Here is an 18,413-nt window from a genome sequence, read left to right as displayed (position 1 = left end):
AAGGGTATATGCGTAATTATCATGCGTAATAGCCAGTACGCTCAGTGTGCAAAGAGAATCTTTACCATTGGGTTTAATATCCAACCAATGAATGGGTTTAAGGGGTTTTATTGTGAAAAAGTTATTAACTGCTGCCAGCGTGGGAATGGTGTTAGCGATGTCTGCCGGTGCTGCTCAGGCTGCTGATAAAATCGCGGTTGTGAATATCGGTGAAGTTGTTCAGAAGATGCCGGGCCGTGAAGCGGCAGCTAAACAGCTGGAAAGTGAATTCAAAAGCCGTGGTACTGATCTGCAGAGTTTAGAAAAAGATCTGCAAACCCGTGCTCAGAAACTGCAGAAAGACGGCGCAACCATGAAAGACAGCGAGCGTCAGAAACTGGCTGGTGAATTCGACGCCAAACGTGCTGATTTCGCTAAAAAAGCACAGACATTTGACCAGGATTTCCAGAAACGTCAGATGGAAGAGCGCGGCAAAGTCATGAAACGTGTTGAAGATGCAGTGAAATCTGTTGCAGCGAAAGGCGGATATGACGTTGTTATCGATGCAAATGCAGTAGCGTATTCTGTATCCGGTATTGATATCACTGCTGATGTTCTGAAACAGGTTAAATAATTAATGTCTTCCATTCGATTAGCTGACCTCGCTCAGCAGTTGAATGCAACGTTACACGGTGATGGCGATATTGCTATCACCGGTATCGCACCCATGCATTCAGCAAACAGCGGGCAAATTACTTTCCTGTCTGATGCCCGTTACCGTGAAAAACTGACCGATTGTCAGGCTGGCGCGGTAGTATTGCGTGAAGGTGATTTACCGTTTTGTCAGGTCGCTGCATTGGTTGTCAAAGACCCGTACCTGGCGTATGCATACATGGCACAGATTATGGACACCACGCCGGCTCCGGCGGTGGATATTCATCTTTCTGCGGTGATTGACCCGTCAGCATCCCTCGGGAACAATGTCTGCGTTGGTGCAAATGCAGTGATTGAATCCGGCGTTGTGCTGGGTGACAATGTTATTATCGGTGCCGGTTCATTTGTCGGTAAAAATACACAAATCGGTGCCAAAACCCGTATCTGGGCGAATGTCACTGTTTACCATGAGATTGTGATTGGCGAAGCTTGTCTTGTTCATTCGAATACCGTTATTGGTGCGGACGGATTTGGCTATGCAAATGATCGCGGTCAGTGGGTTAAAATTCCTCAGCTGGGTTCCGTTATTATCGGCGACCGGGTTGAAATCGGCTCCTGTACCACGATTGACCGGGGTGCATTAGAAAATACAGTGATCGGTAATGGTGTTATCATTGATAACCAGTGCCAGATTGCGCATAACGTTATAATCGGTGACAACACGGCGGTTGCCGGTGGTGTGATTATGGCGGGGAGTCTGAAAATCGGTCGTAACTGTATGATTGGCGGGGCAAGCGTCATTAATGGTCATATGGAAATTTGCGATCGCGTCGTTGTGACAGGCATGGGAATGGTCATGCGTCCTATCACTGAACCGGGTGTGTACTCCTCTGGTATTCCGTTACAGCCAAATAAAACCTGGCGTAAAACTGCTGCGTTGGTAATGAATATCAACGAAATCAACAAGCGTCTCAAGGCGGTTGAACGGCAGATGGATAACGACGAAAAGTAACCGCGTATTCAGCGATTTTTGCGGCCTGCTGACCATATTACGGGTATCTGCCCAACGTCATTCAAGTTGCAGGAAGGCGGTAAGCTCCGCCCGCTGGGGAGCATAGGTAAACTATGTGACCCGGCGGGCGGAGTGCCGCCAACGAACCTGCAGTTTGAATGAATAAGGGTATAGCAGGCCGTGTTATTTATAATAAATATGACAAAGAGACAGGAAGAGTATTCTGATGAGTGATAACCATACTCTCAATATTGATGAAATTTTAGAGCTCCTTCCGCACCGTTACCCATTTTTATTAGTGGATCGCGTGCTGAATTTTGAAGAAGGTCGTTTTTTACGTGCGGTTAAAAACGTATCGTTTAATGAGCCGTTCTTCCAGGGGCATTTCCCGGGTAAACCGATTTTTCCGGGCGTCCTGATTCTGGAAGCTATGGCACAGGCCACAGGTATTCTGGCATTCAAAAGTCTCGGTAAATTAGAACCCGGCGAGCTTTATTATTTTGCAGCGATTGATGATTGCCGCTTCAAGCGTCCGGTACTGCCGGGAGATCAAATGATCCTTGAAGTGACTTTCCTGAAAGAACGACGCGGAGTCGCCCGTTTCACGGGTGTCGCGAAAGTTGACGGAGAAGTTGCCTGCGAAGCCACGATGATGTGCGCACGCCGCCGTGAGGGCTGATAAATGATTGATAAAACCGCCGTGATCCATCCGTCTTCAATCATTGAAGATGGTGCTGTTATTGGTGCTAACGTTCGCATCGGTCCTTTTTGCTGTATCGGGGCAGATGTTGAAATCGGCGAAGGGACTGATATCAAATCCCACGTTGTTATCAATGGTCACACTAAAATTGGCCGCGATAATCAGATCTTCCAGTTTGCTTCCATTGGTGAAGTAAACCAGGATCTGAAATACAACGGTGAGCCGACCCGTGTTGAGATTGGTGATCGTAACCGCATCCGTGAAAGTGTCACTATTCACCGGGGTACGGCGCAGGATACGGGTGTTACCCGCATCGGTAACGATAACCTGCTGATGATCAATGCGCACGTTGCCCACGACTGTGTTGTCGGCAACCACTGTATCATTGCCAACAACGGTACGCTGGCAGGACACGTTACGCTGGATGACTACGTCATTCTCGGCGGTTTATCAGCTGTTCATCAGTTTTGCCGTATTGGTGCCCATGCCATGATCGGTGGCTGTTCCGGTGTGGCACAGGATGTCCCGCCGTTCCTGATTGCACAGGGAAATCATGTTACCGCGTATGGCCTGAATGCTATAGGCCTGAAACGCCGTGGTTTTACCAAAGAAGATATCAGTGCGTTACAGAATGCCTATAAAGTACTGTACCGCAACAATCTGACGCTGGCAGAAGCCAAAGAGCAGTTGGCTGAACTGGCGAAAGAAAACGTTCACGTTAAAACCTTCGCTGATTTCCTGGATTCCGCAGAACGCGGCATCATCCGTCCGTAATTGCGGGGGCTGCCATGTCGGTATCACCTCGTCCGCTCACGATAGGTATAGTTGCCGGAGAAACCTCCGGTGACATTCTTGGCGCAGGCTTAATGCGCGCACTCAGAGAAAAATGTCCTGATGTCCGCTTTGTCGGCGTTGCCGGCCCGCTGATGCAGGCCGAAGGCTGCGAAACCTGGTATGAAATGGAAGAGCTGGCAGTCATGGGGATTGTGGAAGTGCTGGGGCGTTTGCCACGGCTGCTTTCTGTCCGCCGTGACCTTACCCGGCGTTTCCGCGCACTGAAACCGGATGTTTTTGTCGGCATTGATGCGCCTGATTTCAATATCACGCTGGAAGGCCGTTTAAAATCATCAGGCATTAAAACAATCCATTATGTCAGTCCGTCCGTCTGGGCGTGGCGGCAGAAACGGGTCTTTAAAATCGGCAAATCAACCAACCTGGTGCTGGCATTTTTGCCGTTTGAAAAAGCGTTTTATGATAAATATAATGTGCCATGCCGTTTTATAGGTCACACCATGGCGGACTCTCTGCCGCTGCAACCCGATAAAACTGCTGCCCGTGATGCGCTGGGACTCTCTCTCACCGCGCCTTGTCTGGCGATGTTGCCGGGCAGCCGTCACGCTGAAGTCTCTATGCTCAGCGGTGATTTCCTTAAAACAGCACAGCAGCTGCGCGAAACACTGCCGGACTTACAGATTGTGGTTCCGTTGGTAAATGCAAAGCGCCGCGCAGAATTTGAAGCCATAAAACAGGAGGTTGCACCTGATCTTACTGTTCATCTGCTGGATGGTCGCGCCCGCGATGCCATGATCGCATCCGATGCCGCTTTGCTTGCATCCGGAACGGCTGCACTGGAATGCATGCTGGCAAAATGTCCGATGGTCGTGGGCTACCGTATGAAGCCCTTTACTTTCTGGCTGGCGAAGCGTCTGGTAAAAACCCCCTATGTATCACTGCCGAACCTGTTAGCCGGTAGGGAAATTGTGCCGGAACTGTTACAGGATGAGTGCCGCAGTGATCTGCTGGCTACTGCCCTGCTGCCTTTGTTACAGGGCGGTGAAGCGGTAGACGGACTCAGAGAGACATTCCTGGAATTACATCAGAAAATCCGTCTGGATGCAGACAATCAGGCTGCACAGGCCGTACTGGATATAGCGAGTCAATAATGGATTTTATTTATCCGAAAGCCACATTCATTGCGGGTGTGGATGAAGTCGGACGCGGACCGTTAGTCGGTGCCGTGGTTACCGCAGCCGTGATCCTGGATCCGGCAAATCCGATTGACGGATTAATGGATTCCAAAAAGCTCAGCGAAAAAAAACGTGAGCGCTTGTTTATTGAGATTCAGGAAAAAGCACTGTACTGGAGCCTGGGTCGCGCAGAAGCGGCAGAAATTGATCAGATAAATATTTTGCAGGCGACATTTGTTGCCATGCAGCGCGCGGTTGCCGGGTTAGCTATTCGTCCGGGATTTGTGCTGGTCGATGGTAATAAAGCCCCGGACTTTGGTGTCCCGGCGCTGGCGGTGATTAAAGGTGACGGACTTGTTCCTGAAATCAGTGCGGCATCAATACTGGCAAAAGTGACGCGTGACCGCGAAATGGCAGAGCTGGACAAACTGTATCCGCAGTATGGCTTTGCAAAACACAAGGGGTACCCGACCGCGCTGCATTTTGCCATGCTGGAAAAATATGGCGCGACAGAGCATCACCGCACCAGTTTTGCACCGGTTCGCCGTGTGCTGACCGGGGTAAGTAAGTGAGGATTGTGTAATGGCGGATCCGCGTTTTGTTCACCTGAATATCCACAGTGATTATTCCATGATTGACGGACTGGCAAAAACCGGTACGTTGGTCAAAAAAGTTGCGTCCATGAATATGCCTGCTTTGGCTATCACTGACTTCACCAACCTGTGCGGGCTGGTGAAATTCTATGGCAGTGCCCATGGTGCAGGGGTCAAACCGATTGTCGGGGCTGATTTCCTGATGGAAAGTGAGCTGCTTGGTGATGAACTTGCATCATTGACTATTCTTGCCCGTAATAATATCGGCTACCAGAATCTGACATTACTTATCTCTGAAGCGTACCAGAAAGGGTACGGCGCACAGGGACCAACTATTTTGCGTGAATGGCTGGTCAATCACAAAGAGGGATTGCTCATTCTCTCCGGTGGTCGTATGGGCGATGTGGGTAAATTCCTGCTGCGCGGCAATAATGTGCTGGCAGAGCAGGCACTGGAATTCTGGCAGACACATTTCCCCGACAGTTATTATCTGGAGCTTATCCGCACAGGCCGCCCGGATGAAGAGAGTTATCTGCATGCTGCCGTTGAACTTGCGACAGCAAAATCGCTGCCGGTCGTGGCGACAAATGATGTCCGCTTTATTAAGAGTGACGATTTTGATGCCCATGAGATCCGCGTGGCTATCCATGACGGCTTTACATTAGTCGATCCGAAACGCCCGAAAAACTACAGCCCTCAGCAATACCTGCGCAGTGAAGAAGAGATGTGTGAGTTATTCGCAGACATCCCGGAAGCTCTGCAAAACAGCGTTGAGATTGCTAAGCGTTGTAACGTCACCATTCTTCTCGGTGAGTATTTCCTGCCGCAATTCCCGACCGGGGATATGAGCACGGAAGATTTCCTGGTCAAATGCTCACTGGAAGGCCTGGAAGAGCGTCTGGCGTCCTTGTTCCCGGACCCGGATGAGCGCGTAAAGCGGCGTCCGGAGTATGACGAGCGTCTGGAAATTGAACTTAAAGTTATCAACCAGATGGGGTTCCCCGGTTACTTCCTGATCGTGATGGAATTTATCCAGTGGTCAAAAGATAATGATGTTCCGGTTGGTCCCGGGCGTGGTTCCGGTGCCGGTTCGCTGGTGGCGTATTCCCTGAAAATTACCGATCTGGATCCGCTGGAGTTTGATCTTCTGTTTGAGCGGTTCTTAAACCCGGAACGTGTTTCCATGCCTGACTTTGACGTCGACTTCTGTATGGAAAAACGTGACATGGTTATTGATCATGTCGCCGACATGTACGGGCGGGATGCGGTTTCACAGATCATTACTTTTGGTACTATGGCGGCAAAAGCGGTTATCCGCGATGTCGGCCGTGTGCTGGGTCATCCGTACGGCTTTGTTGATCGTATTTCAAAACTGGTACCGCCGGATCCCGGTATGACACTGGAAAAAGCGTTTGCCGCAGAACCTCAGCTCGGTGAAGTTTATGAAGCCGATGAGGAAGTCAGATCGCTGATTGATATGGCGCGGATCCTTGAAGGTGTCACGCGTAACGCCGGTAAACACGCCGGTGGTGTGGTTATTGCCCCCACAAAAATTACCGATTTCGCCCCGCTTTACTGCGATGCGGAAGGGGAAAATCCGGTTACGCAGTTTGATAAAAATGATGTGGAATACGCCGGTCTGGTGAAGTTTGACTTCCTCGGGCTGCGGACACTGACCATTATCGACTGGGCGCTGGGAATGATTAACCCGCACAACCTGAAGAACGGTAAGCCGCTGGTTGATATTGCGACGATCCCGCTGCATGACCAGAAAAGTTTTGACATGCTGCAACGCTCGGAAACAACGGCTGTTTTCCAGCTTGAATCCCGCGGGATGAAAGATCTGATCAAACGCCTGCGTCCGGACAGCTTTGAAGATATGATAGCCCTGGTCGCGTTGTTCCGCCCGGGACCGCTGCAATCGGGCATGGTAGATAACTTTATCGACCGCAAACACGGACGGGAAGCGATTTCGTATCCGGATGTGGAATGGCAGCATGAATCTCTGCAACCCGTGCTTGAACCAACCTACGGCATCATCCTCTATCAGGAGCAGGTGATGCAGATTGCTCAGGTGCTGGCGGGTTATACTCTGGGCGGCGCGGATATGCTGCGCCGTGCAATGGGTAAGAAAAAACCGGAAGAGATGGCGAAGCAGCGCTCGGTATTCCGGGACGGCGCGATAAAAAATGGCGTTGATGCAGAGCTATCGATGAAAATCTTTGACCTGGTGGAAAAATTCGCCGGGTACGGATTTAACAAATCTCACTCCGCAGCTTATGCACTGGTGTCTTATCAGACTCTGTGGCTCAAGGCACACTATCCGGCGGAATTTATGGCAGCGGTAATGACTGCTGATATGGATAACACGGAAAAAGTCGTCGGGCTGGTGGATGAATGCTGGCGAATGGGGCTCAAAGTATTACCGCCGGATATCAATAGCGGACTGTATCACTTCCATGTGAATGATGAAGGTGAGATAGTTTATGGTATCGGGGCGATTAAAGGTGTTGGTGAAGGGCCTATAGAAGCCATTCTGGAAGCCCGCGAAGAGGGACATTTCAAAGATATCTTTGATTTATGCGCCCGCACGGAAACCAAAAAACTGAACCGACGCATGATGGAAAAACTCATTATGTCCGGGGCATTTGACCGGCTGGGACCGCATCGCGCAGCACTGATGTCAGCGCTGGAAGATGCGCTGAAAGCGGCGGATCAGCATGCCAAAGCGGAAGCCATTGGTCAGGCGGACATGTTCGGGGTATTAGCCGAAGCGCCGGAGCAGGTGGAACGCTCTTATGCCAATATCCCGAAATGGCAGGAAGAAATTATTCTGGAAGGTGAGCGGGAAACGCTGGGTCTCTATCTGACCGGGCATCCGATAAACCGCTACCTTAAAGAGATTGAACGCTATACTAATGGTCTGCGTCTGAAAGATGTGAACCCGACACCGCGCGGGCAAATGACAACCGTCGTCGGGCTGGTGCTGGCGTCAAAAGTGATCACCACGAAACGGGGTAACCGGATCGGCGTGTGTACACTGGATGATCGTTCCGGCCGGCTGGATATTATGTTATTTTCTGATGCACTGGAACGCTACCAGCACCTGCTTGAACAAGATCGCATTCTGATTGCCTCCGGACAGGTCAGCTTTGATGATTTCAGCGGCGGGCTTAAAATGGTGGTCAGGGAACTGCTGGATATCAGCGAAGCGCGTGAAAAATATGCGCGGGGGCTTGCTATCTCGCTCACGGACGGGCAAATTGACGAACAACTGCTGCACCGGTTGCGCGGTGCGCTTGAACCGCACCGTTCCGGGACAATACCGGTTCATCTTTATTATCAGAAGGAAGATGCCAGAGCGCGGATGCGATTCGGCGCAACATGGCGGGTAACACCAACCGATACCCTTCTGACTGATCTGCGAACTCTGCTGGGTAATGAGCAGGTAGAATTAGAATTTGACTAAAATAGGAACATTATGAGTCTTAATTTTCTGGATTTTGAACAGCCGATTGCCGAGTTAGAGGCGAAAATTGATTCGCTTACCGCGGTTAGCCGCCAGGATGAATCACTCGATATTAACCTGGATGAAGAAGTTGAACGCTTACGGGCGAAGAGTCTGGAACTGACGCGTAAAATTTTTGCAGATTTAGGCGCATGGCAGATTGCACAACTGGCACGCCATCCGCGTCGTCCGTATACACTGGATTATGTCAGACTGATCTTTACCGATTTTCAGGAGTTGGCAGGTGATCGCGCGTATGCGGATGATAAAGCCATTGTCGGTGGAATCGCCCGTCTTGAAGGTCGTCCGGTCATGATTATCGGGCACCAGAAAGGGCGCGAAACCAAAGAGAAAATCCGCCGTAACTTTGGTATGCCGGCACCGGAAGGGTATCGCAAAGCGCTGCGTCTGATGGAACTGGCTGAGCGCTTTAAGCTGCCGATTATCACCTTTATCGATACACCGGGCGCATATCCTGGTGTGGGTGCGGAAGAGCGTGGTCAGTCAGAAGCGATTGCCCGTAACCTGCGTGAAATGTCCCGCCTGAAAGTCCCGACTATCTGTACGGTTGTGGGAGAGGGGGGTTCTGGTGGTGCACTGGCGATTGCGGTTGGTGATAAAGTAAACATGCTGCAATACAGCACCTATTCTGTTATTTCTCCGGAAGGCTGTGCTTCTATTTTGTGGAAAAGTGCCGATAAAGCACCGATTGCCGCAGAAGCAATGGGCATTACAGCACCGCGTCTGAAAGAGCTGAAACTGATCGACAGCGTGATCCCTGAGCCACTGGGCGGCGCGCACCGGAACTATGATGCGGTGGCAGCATCACTGAAAGCGCAAATTCTGGCGGATTTGGCTGATCTTGATAAACTGGACAGTGAGTCTCTGGCAAATCGTCGCTATGAGCGCCTGATGAGCTACGGCTACTGCTGATAATTTGTTGTGAATACAGCCTTTGACGATCAGCTTTTTGCCACGTTCCGCTGTGTGTTCAGCACACAGCGGGCATTGCTGGCGGGTCTGAGCGGCGGGCTGGATTCGACTGTCCTGCTGCATGCTCTGCGGCAGTGGCAGATAACAGAGCGTCCGGATCTCCGGCTGCGTGCGGTGTATATTCACCACGGATTAAATCCGCTGGCAGATAGCTGGGCTGCGCATTGCCGTGCATTTTGTGAGGAATATTCCGTTCCTTTTCTTATGTGTCCGGTACAGGTTGATCCCCGTCAGAAAGGGATTGAAGCAGCAGCCCGCGAGGCGCGTTATCAGGCCTTCCGCGATATTATTGCACCGGATGAAGCTCTGGTAACGGCACAGCATCTTGATGACCAGTGTGAGACATTTTTTCTGGCATTAAAGCGCGGCAGCGGTCCTGCCGGGCTTTCTGCAATGGCAGAAAATATGGACTTCGGCGGGCATTCACTTATCCGCCCGTTACTCTCTTTCAGTCGTGTACAGCTTGAGCATTATGCTGAAATCAATCACCTGACCTGGGTTGAGGATGACAGCAACGGCGATGTTCGCTATGACCGCAATTTTCTCCGCCATTCCGTTCTGCCGCATCTCAATACCCGCTGGCCACACTTTGCTCATGCCGTTTCCCGTAGTGCCTCACTTTGTGCGGAGCAGGAAGCGCTGCTTGATGAACTGCTCTTACCTGAACTGGCTCAGCTGACAGACAGTAACCACGGATTATCTGTCAGTCCGTTGCTGGCAATGTCTGCGATAAAACGAAATGCAATATTACGTCGCTGGCTGGATCAATGTGGCGCTCTGATGCCGTCACAGCATCAGCTCGCGCTAATCTGGCAGGAAGTTGCGCTGGCAAAACCGGATGCTGAACCGGGGTACTTTGTGAAGCCCCGGACTATTTGCCGCTATCAGGGAAGATTGTTTGCTGTTGATAAAATCACGGGATTATCAACGCATTGCCTGCGATGGAATATGGTATCTGTTTTGATCTTACCGGATGATGCCGGATATTTGTACACAACAGAGGCACCTGATCTGACTGATCTGTTTTCAGTCGTGCGGCCACCAAAAGCAGATGAGCAGGTTACCGTTCGTTTCGGATTGCAGGGGAATCTTCATATTTCGGGGCGTGATCGCAGACGATCAGCGAAAAAACTGTGGCAGGAGCTTCATGTTGCCCCCTGGCTGCGCGATCGCACACCGCTGCTCTGGTATAACGACACATTGATTGCAGCTCCGGGAATATTTGTGACGCGGGAAGGGGAAGCGAATGAGGCAAAATTATATATTGTGCGGACAAAAGACAACCCCGCTGGCGGGGTTGTGGATAGATTCAGGACGGTGAGTGATCAATAACCACTGTTCCCAGGTCGGGATGATTGTAACTGATAATCGCGTCCAGACGAAGCTCACGCAATTCGCTGTCAATACTGACAACGAGGTACTCCACTTTTTTTCTGAGTACCAGATCGGTTGCTTTTCCTGTCAGAACATCCCCTCCCTGTAAGGTCACTTCCAGTACCATATGGTTCTGGCAGGCCAGTTCGAGGTTATCATAATCATCGCAATTAATTGGTTGATACTCATTTTCTGTAGACATATTCCCTCACCATACTTCTGATCGCGGTATCATCCGCTGATGGTTATTCAAATAGCCTCATCGCTTCCGGCAGATTATATCATAGTTAGCATATTGGCTATTAATGATTATATTTTATTATGAGCAAACGTATTGTTTATCACTGTTTTCTTCTAAATCGCTGATAAGCTGAACAAGAAATGCGTAATAGTCTGAAAAATCTGGAATATACAAAAACTGACAATCAATTTGTTAACATTAACTCAATTGATGTTCAGGAGGATAAATATGAAAAATCTGACAAAATTCTTGCTGGCAGTGGGTATTTTCAGCATAACTGCCTGTAGCTCTACAGTATCGGTAACACCGACGGCAGAAGTACACGTACTTGATCGTGCCTATTCGGGTGTTGTTCCGTGCGCCGATTGCAGCGGAATGGGTGTGACTGTGCTGCTGGAAACTGATGGCACTTATGTGATGCAGCGGACCTATCTGGAAACCCGTGACGGGAACAAGACATTTTTCGAAACCGGTACCTGGGCGAAAGACGGAGATAAATTCCGTTTCACCGATACCACGGGGCAGAGATCTTATTACGATCCACAGGATAAATCCCTGGTGATGCTGGATACCGAAGGGAATACGATCGAGTCTGATCTGAACTACACCCTGAGAATGGTAAAACCCGTGCAGCTGAAAGGGGAATACCGTTATCTTGCTGATGCTGCAACCTTTAAAGATTGTGAAACCGGCGTTGTTTATGCTGTGGCAGATAATCTTGGGTTAGAGCGCGGTTACAGTAAACTGGGCGTCGAAGGCGGTACACCGGTTTATATGGAAGTGGAAGGGTATTACAGTATCCGCCCATCCATGGAAGATGGTCAGTTTGATCAGGCTCTTATCCAGACCGGCAAATCTGTTTTAGATAAATCACGCGGCTGTAAATAAGTCATCCGTTGTGTGACCGGTACAAAAAAGGCTGAGCATCCGCTCAGCCTTTTGACATTTAGCACCTTAACAATCAGACGTTAATGATTTTTTCTTTCAGAATACTGACTGCATCATCCAGTGCGATCAGTGATTTGTCTTCGCTGCGGCGATATTTGTATTCGATAACACCGCTGTCGAGATTGCGATCACCGATAACAATGGTATGCGGTATGCCGAGCAGTTCCATATCAGCAAACATCACACCCGGACGCTCTTTACGATCATCAAAGAGCACTTCAATGCCTTGCGCGGTGAGGTCTGCATAGAGTTTTTCCGCAACTTCTTTCACGCGGTATGACTTGTGCATATTCATCGGCAGTAACGCAACCTGGAATGGTGCGATAGCATCCGGCCAGATTATTCCGCGATCATCAAAGTTTTGTTCAATCGCCGCCGCAACAATACGGGTGACCCCGATGCCGTAACAACCCATAAAGACCACTTCGTTATGACCGGCTTCGTTTTGAACAGTCGCTTTCAGTGCTTCGGAATATTTTTTACCGAGCTGGAAGATATGACCGACTTCAATTCCGCGTTTGATCATCAGCGTGCCTTTGCCATCCGGGCTCGGGTCACCCGCAACAACATTACGGATATCAGCCACATCCGGGAGTGCAACATCGCGCTCCCAGTTGATACCGAAATAATGTTTTCCGTCGATGTTAGCCCCGGCGCCGAAATCACTCATCATGGCAACTGTGCGGTCAGCAACAACCGGCAGCGGCAGATTTACCGGTCCTAATGAACCCGGACCCGCGTTCAGCTCTGCGCGAATCTCTTCTTCTGTTGCAAACTCAAACGGAGAAGCAACTAACGGATGTTTTTCTGCTTTAACTTCATTGAGTTCATGGTCACCACGAACCAGCAGAGCAACCAGTTTATGACCACTTTCTTCGCTGGCACGGACAATCAGTGTTTTCACTGTTTTTTCGATTGGCAGACTGAATTGCTCAACCAGTTCTGCAATTGTTTTTGCATCCGGTGTATCAATCAGTTCCATTGCTTTTTGTGCAGCAGGACGTTCAGTGATATTGCAGACTGCTTCTGCCAGCTCGATATTTGCCGCATAGTCTGATTCAGAGGAGAAGATCACATCATCTTCACCACTTTGTGCCAGAACCTGGAATTCGTGAGAGGCGCTGCCGCCGATAGAGCCTGTGTCTGCCATAACAGCACGGAAATCCAGCCCGATGCGGGTGAAAATTTTGCTGTACGCCTGATACATCAGGTCATAGGTTTCCTGAAGTGAATCCTGTGTCAGATGGAAGGAATACGCATCTTTCATGATAAATTCACGCGAGCGCATCACACCAAAACGCGGGCGGACTTCATCACGGAACTTAGTCTGGATCTGGAACACATTCAGTGGCAGTTGTTTATAAGAGGTGACTTCGTTACGGATGATATCCGTCACCACTTCTTCGTGTGTCGGCCCCAGTACGAACTGACGATCACCGCGATCGGTAATACGCAGCAGTTCCGGACCATATTGTTCCCAGCGCCCGCTCTCCAGCCATAAATCCGCAGGCTGAACAACCGGCATGGAAATCTCCAGGGAACCGGCATTTTCCATCTCTTCGCGCACGATCTTTTCAACTTTGCGTAATACGCGCACGCCTGTCGGCATCCAGTTGTACAGACCTGAAGCAAGTTTACGGATCATCCCGGCGCGCAGCATCAGCTGGTGGCTGATCACTTCGGCGTCAGCAGGGGTCTCTTTCAGAGTAGAGAGCAGATATTGGGTAGTACGCATTATTTAGGTTCCATTAGAACGACAATACATGTCTTATCGCAGAGTTATTCTGCGCAGAAGTGAGATTAAGCCTGACAGTTTACCAGTGACTGACACGCCCCAAAAGAGGGAGGAAATATTTTTAACGGTTTTCCAGACTAATGACTTCTGTTACGCCGTTACGGATCTGCCAGCGGACATCAAAATCCAGCAAATGGACAGCATAAATTTTGTCATCAGTCTGCTGCTTTTTATATGCCGGACGCGGATCCTGCGCCAGTACCTGAGTAATAAAGCGGGCTAAATCAGGATAACGGGCGGACTGAGCTATCATGAAGTGCTGTGCGGCAGAACTGAATATCACCGGCATATCAGCGGCCGGTTCTTCCTGCGCAAACCCGGCCTGAGCGTCGGGTACTGACTCAGCATAAGGCAGATACGGTTTGATATCCAGCACTGGTGTGCCGTTCAGGAGATCGAGGCTGCCAAGTGACAGGTAGGCGGTTTCACCTTCGTAACGAATTTCGTTGAGCCTGACCAGTGACATACCAACCGGATTAGGGCGGTAAGTGGAACGGGTGGCGAATACGCCGAGTTTTGCATTGCCGCCCAGGCGCGGGGGACGAACTAACGGACGCCAACTGCCGGCGGGGATTTCATGAAAAACAAAGATAATCCACACATGGCTGAACTGTTCCAGTCCGCGGACGCAATCGGCATGATTATAAGGTGCAATAAAATGCAGTTCGCCGGTTCCGTCTTCAACCAGACCGGGCTGGCGCGGGATCGCAAATTTCTCCTGCCAGGGTGACCGGATAAAACCAATGGGTGAAAACGAAAACTCAGACATCATCAACCTTAATTGCAGTACCTTCACAAACCGCCAGTTGTTCACAATCCTTGCTGGTGATTATTTCACACTGATGGAGTAACACGGCATCGGCTTTCATTTTTCCGGCGTGACGTAACATTTGTTTACGGGCAGCCGGAATACTGGCAGGCACTGATTTCGCCGTTTCCCGGCAATTCTGGCCTAAAACAACGCCCAGGTCACGGAAAGGTTTGCCAAGCAGATCTTCCGTTTGAGTATAGAGCCTGACACGGGATGACGAGGATGTTGTTTTGGTTTTTTTACTTACCGGCTTTTTCAGTCGCAGGTCAGCATATTTGGGTTGCTCCGGTTCACGGGGTGTTTCACGGACAGAACACCCCACCATAAAAAAAGTGAGCAGGCTTACGATAAGCACACGCATGGAAATAGGATCCTCTGGCTATACAAAACAGGTAATTAAAACAAAATAAGTATTATTATTTATATGACAAGCATTTGATGATCATTATTGAAATAAAAAGGGCGAACTATTGTTCGCCCTTAGTGTAATATTCTTCAATTAAAGATGGAAGAACTTGCCGGTTATTCTTAATTACCAGCCTTTTACCGCACCGCCATTAAAGACTTTATCAGCAGCCTGAAACACTTCATCTGATTGATATGCCTTAACAAACTGCTTCACATTCTCACTGTCTTTATTGTCTTCGCGTGAGACAATAATGTTTACGTAAGGCGAGTTTTTGTCTTCAACAAACAGGCCGTCTTTAGCGGGTGTTAAGTTGATTTGACTGGCGTAGGTCGTGTTGATGATGGCCAGGTCGATTTTATTATCATCCAGAGAGCGTGGTAACTGCGGGGCTTCCAGCTCAATCAGCTTCAGTCCTTTCGGGTTTTCAGCCACATCCAGCACAGTCGGCAGCAGACCTGTACCTTCTTTTAGTGTGATTAATCCCTGTTGCTGCAACAGCAGCAGAGAGCGGCCTAAGTTAGTCGGATCATTTGGTAGCGCAACCTGAGCGCCGTCCTGTAATTCATCCAGTGATTTGATCTTTTTTGAATATCCGGCAATCGGATAAACAAAGGTATTGCCCGCCGGCACTAATTTATAGTTGCGATCTTTAATCTGCTGATCAAGATACGGCTTATGCTGGAAAGCATTAAGGTCGATATCCCCGCGGCTGAGCGCTTCATTCGGCATGACGTAATCATTGAATGTGACTAACTCAACATTCAGACCATACTTATCTTTTGCGACTTTTTGTGCGACTTCAGCAACTTGCTGTTCAGCCCCGACAATAACGCCCACTTTAATACTCTTCGGGTCTTTTTCATTTTGTCCGCAGCCCGCCAGAACTAATGACCCCAGCAAAGCACCTGCAATGACAACCGATTTTAATTTAAAAGCCATTATTTTTTCCTCGTTCTGTTTAAGGTGCATCCGCAGTTTGTGCGGCGCAAAGAGACGCTTATTTGTGTGTAACAGCTTTAACTAAACGGTCACCACATACCTGAATAATAAAGACCAAAACAACTAATAATGCTAATACCGTATTCATTACTACTGCGTTATAACCGACATAACCGTACTGATACCCTATTTGCCCGAGCCCGCCTGCACCAACCGCTCCCCCCATTGCGGAGTAACCCACAAGTGTTATCAGAGTAATAGTTGCGGCGTTAATCAGTCCCGGTAATGCTTCCGGCAGCAGAATCTTTCTGACGATTTGCAACGGTGTGGCACCCATTGCGCGGGAAGCTTCAATCAGCCCTGACGGGATCTCTAATAATGCATTTTCTACCATGCGGGCAATAAACGGTGCCGCACCGACTGTCAGCGGGACAATTGCCGCTTCTAACCCGATAGACGTACCGATGATTATCCGGGTAAACGGGATCATCCACACCAGCAAAATAATGAACGGGATGGCCCGGAAAATATTCACCAGTGTTGACAGGGTATGATACAGACTCTTGTTGTCTGCAATCTGTCCGGAACGCGTGATATATAACAGTACACCGACCGGCAGGCCGATCAGAAACCCGAGAAAGCCCGATGAAAATGTCATCACCAGTGTTTCCCAGATGCCTTTAACTAACAGTAAAATCATTCCTTCAGACATAACCGAGAACCTCTGCTTTGACGTGGTGTTCTTTCAGGAAGGCGATTGCCGCCTGAACATCCTGCGGACTGTTGCCGTCAAGTTCAGCCAGCATGACACCAAACTTCACACCACCTGCGTAATCCATCTGCGAACTTAATATACTGATATCAATATTAAACCGGCGTGATGCAATTGAAATCAGCGGCGCATCAACAGATTGCCCGGTAAACTCAAGTTTCAGTAACGGTCCCAGACCTTCAGACGGCTCCGGCTGTAACCGGGCAAGATAATCTTCCGGAACATCCAGGTGCAGCGTGGATTCAATAAAGGCTTGCGCGACAGGTGTTTTCGGGTGAGAGAACACTTCGCTCACACTGTTTTGCTCAATCAGCTGCCCGCCACTGATAACCGCAACCTGATCACAAATCCGTTTGACCACGTCCATTTCATGAGTGATAAGCAGGATGGTAAGTCCCAGGCGGCGGTTGATATCTTTTAACAGCGCCAGAATCGAGCGGGTTGTCGCAGGATCAAGGGCGCTGGTGGCTTCATCACACAGTAAAACATCCGGCTCATTTGCCAGTGCGCGGGCAATGGCAACACGCTGTTTTTGCCCGCCGGACAGGTTTGCTGCGTAGGCATCCCGCTTATCAGACAAACCAACCAGGTCCAGTAATGTGGCAACCCGCTTTTCAATCTCTGCGGCAGGTACGCGGTCCAGCTCGAGCGGCAATGAAATGTTACCGAACACGGTGCGGGAAGAAAGCAGGTTGAAGTGCTGAAAAATCATCCCGATCCCGCGGCGGGCACGGGTTAATTCTTTATCGTTCATCTTTGTAAGGTCATGCTCCCCCACGAGCACCTGACCCGAGGTAGGACGTTCCAGCATATTCACGCAGCGGATAAGTGTACTTTTTCCGGCACCGGATGCCCCAATCACACCATAAATCTGCCCTTTCGGGACATGCAGGTTAATATCAGAAAGCGCCTGAATCTCGAGATGACCCTGCTGAAAAACCTTGTTTATATTTGTCAGCTTTATCATGTAATTATTATTACCTTGTTACGTGAAACTGGTTTTCACCAGATGATTTCCGGATGTTAAGATGTCTGGACGTCTAAGTCAACAGGATTTAGTTATCAGGCTGCATTCTCATTCGTTCTTAAATAAGCGATACTAAACGCATTACTGATGACGAAATAAGAGTGTAACCATGGGTATCCCCGCAGTATTTCTGGACAGAGACGGCACAATTAATATTGATACCGGCTATCTCCATGAGAGTGATGATTTTCAGTTTATTGATAACGCCATTGAAGCAATGCAGACCATCAAACAAATGGGCTACGCATTAATTATAGTCACAAACCAGTCAGGCATCGCACGCGGTATGTTTACCGAAGATCAATTCATGCACCTTACTGAGTGGATGGACTGGTCACTGGCGGACCGCGGCGTTGATTTGGATGGTATCTATTATTGTCCTCATCATCCTGAAGGCACCGTTGAAGAGTACCGCCAGGTATGTAATTGCCGCAAACCTGCGCCGGGCATGTTACTGGATGCACAGCAGCAACTTGATATAGATATGAGTAACTCTTATATGGTAGGCGATAAATTTGAAGACATGCAGGCTGGTCGTGCAGCGAAAGTGGGGAAAACGGTTCTGGTACGCACCGGTAAACCACTGACTGAAGAAGCCGAAGCAGCAGCTGACATAGTCATTAATAGTATTGCAGATCTACCGGCACTGCTTAAAGCTGTATAAAAAATCGCAAAATAATCTAAAAAACAT

General features: G+C 49.4%; 18 protein-coding genes. 11 read left to right on the top strand and 7 right to left on the bottom strand.

From position 1 onward, the window contains the following. Window positions 1–112 precede the first annotated feature (112 nt). From ACMHKJ_RS12215 to tilS, 9 genes are all read left to right on the top strand, one after another. Complete coding sequence (locus ACMHKJ_RS12215) at window positions 113–613, top strand: OmpH family outer membrane protein (RefSeq protein WP_067401644.1); 501 nt, start codon at window positions 113–115, stop codon at window positions 611–613. Between the two features lie 3 nt (window positions 614–616). Further along, window positions 617–1,645, top strand: a complete 1,029-nt coding sequence (lpxD, locus tag ACMHKJ_RS12210) for a UDP-3-O-(3-hydroxymyristoyl)glucosamine N-acyltransferase (protein ID WP_413494263.1) — start codon at window positions 617–619, stop codon at window positions 1,643–1,645. A 226-nt stretch (window positions 1,646–1,871) separates the two neighbouring features. Beyond that, the gene (fabZ, locus tag ACMHKJ_RS12205) at window positions 1,872–2,324 is read left to right on the top strand and encodes a 3-hydroxyacyl-ACP dehydratase FabZ (protein WP_067401649.1); all 453 of its coding nucleotides are present in this window, start codon (window positions 1,872–1,874) and stop codon (window positions 2,322–2,324) included. 3 nt (window positions 2,325–2,327) lie between these two features. After that, window positions 2,328–3,119 carry an acyl-ACP--UDP-N-acetylglucosamine O-acyltransferase gene (gene lpxA, locus ACMHKJ_RS12200; protein ID WP_413494261.1) on the top strand — a complete coding sequence of 264 codons (792 nt, stop codon included), beginning with the start codon at window positions 2,328–2,330 and terminating at the stop codon, window positions 3,117–3,119. Window positions 3,120–3,133: 14 nt separating this feature from the next. After that, window positions 3,134–4,288, top strand: a complete 1,155-nt coding sequence (lpxB, locus tag ACMHKJ_RS12195; RefSeq protein WP_413494259.1) for a lipid-A-disaccharide synthase — start codon at window positions 3,134–3,136, stop codon at window positions 4,286–4,288. Beyond that, a complete protein-coding gene (gene rnhB, locus ACMHKJ_RS12190; RefSeq protein WP_413494257.1) occupies window positions 4,288–4,884 on the top strand; it encodes a ribonuclease HII in 597 nt (198 codons plus the stop codon). The genes lpxB and rnhB overlap by 1 nt, the downstream gene beginning before the upstream one ends. A gap of 10 nt (window positions 4,885–4,894) precedes the next feature. After that, window positions 4,895–8,374 carry a DNA polymerase III subunit alpha gene (gene dnaE / locus ACMHKJ_RS12185; RefSeq protein ID WP_413494256.1) on the top strand — a complete coding sequence of 1,160 codons (3,480 nt, stop codon included), beginning with the start codon at window positions 4,895–4,897 and terminating at the stop codon, window positions 8,372–8,374. A 12-nt stretch (window positions 8,375–8,386) separates the two neighbouring features. Then, entirely contained in the window at window positions 8,387–9,346 is a 960-nt protein-coding gene (accA, locus tag ACMHKJ_RS12180) for an acetyl-CoA carboxylase carboxyl transferase subunit alpha (protein WP_067365653.1), read from the top strand. A gap of 9 nt (window positions 9,347–9,355) precedes the next feature. Then, complete coding sequence (gene tilS, locus ACMHKJ_RS12175) at window positions 9,356–10,738, top strand: tRNA lysidine(34) synthetase TilS (protein ID WP_413494253.1); 1,383 nt, start codon at window positions 9,356–9,358, stop codon at window positions 10,736–10,738. Here the strand turns inward: tilS and rof are convergent. Beyond that, window positions 10,716–10,982, bottom strand: coding sequence for a Rho-binding antiterminator (gene rof, locus ACMHKJ_RS12170; protein WP_413494252.1), 267 nt, complete (start codon window positions 10,980–10,982; stop codon window positions 10,716–10,718). The genes tilS and rof overlap by 23 nt on opposite strands. Window positions 10,983–11,249: 267 nt before the next feature. Between rof and nlpE the strand changes: the two genes are divergently transcribed. Then, a complete protein-coding gene (gene nlpE, locus ACMHKJ_RS12165) occupies window positions 11,250–11,909 on the top strand; it encodes an envelope stress response activation lipoprotein NlpE (RefSeq protein ID WP_413494250.1) in 660 nt (219 codons plus the stop codon). 73 nt (window positions 11,910–11,982) lie between these two features. On the opposite strand, the gene proS is transcribed toward nlpE, so the two are convergent. From proS to metN, 6 genes are all read right to left on the bottom strand, one after another. After that, complete coding sequence (gene proS / locus ACMHKJ_RS12160) at window positions 11,983–13,704, bottom strand: proline--tRNA ligase (RefSeq protein ID WP_413494248.1); 1,722 nt, start codon at window positions 13,702–13,704, stop codon at window positions 11,983–11,985. A 121-nt stretch (window positions 13,705–13,825) separates the two neighbouring features. Next, a complete protein-coding gene (gene tsaA, locus ACMHKJ_RS12155) occupies window positions 13,826–14,533 on the bottom strand; it encodes a tRNA (N6-threonylcarbamoyladenosine(37)-N6)-methyltransferase TrmO (RefSeq protein ID WP_413494246.1) in 708 nt (235 codons plus the stop codon). Next, window positions 14,526–14,936, bottom strand: coding sequence for an Rcs stress response system protein RcsF (gene rcsF / locus ACMHKJ_RS12150; protein ID WP_413494244.1), 411 nt, complete (start codon window positions 14,934–14,936; stop codon window positions 14,526–14,528). Before rcsF ends, tsaA begins: the two co-directional genes overlap by 8 nt. Before the next feature lie 171 nt (window positions 14,937–15,107). After that, window positions 15,108–15,923 carry a MetQ/NlpA family lipoprotein gene (locus ACMHKJ_RS12145; RefSeq protein WP_067365668.1) on the bottom strand — a complete coding sequence of 272 codons (816 nt, stop codon included), beginning with the start codon at window positions 15,921–15,923 and terminating at the stop codon, window positions 15,108–15,110. A gap of 58 nt (window positions 15,924–15,981) precedes the next feature. After that, a complete protein-coding gene (locus ACMHKJ_RS12140; protein ID WP_150385062.1) occupies window positions 15,982–16,635 on the bottom strand; it encodes a methionine ABC transporter permease MetI in 654 nt (217 codons plus the stop codon). After that, a complete protein-coding gene (metN, locus tag ACMHKJ_RS12135; RefSeq protein ID WP_413494242.1) occupies window positions 16,628–17,662 on the bottom strand; it encodes a methionine ABC transporter ATP-binding protein MetN in 1,035 nt (344 codons plus the stop codon). The genes ACMHKJ_RS12140 and metN overlap by 8 nt, the downstream gene beginning before the upstream one ends. A 169-nt stretch (window positions 17,663–17,831) precedes the next feature. Here metN and gmhB point away from each other — a divergent pair, with 169 nt between their 5' ends. After that, window positions 17,832–18,386 carry a D-glycero-beta-D-manno-heptose 1,7-bisphosphate 7-phosphatase gene (gene gmhB, locus ACMHKJ_RS12130; protein ID WP_413494240.1) on the top strand — a complete coding sequence of 185 codons (555 nt, stop codon included), beginning with the start codon at window positions 17,832–17,834 and terminating at the stop codon, window positions 18,384–18,386. Window positions 18,387–18,413 lie beyond the last annotated feature (27 nt).

Origin of the sequence: Morganella psychrotolerans (genome assembly GCF_965118875.1) — a bacterium.
Lineage (GTDB): Bacteria > Pseudomonadota > Gammaproteobacteria > Enterobacterales > Enterobacteriaceae > Morganella > Morganella psychrotolerans_C.
This window is presented reverse-complemented; position numbering and strand designations above follow the sequence as displayed.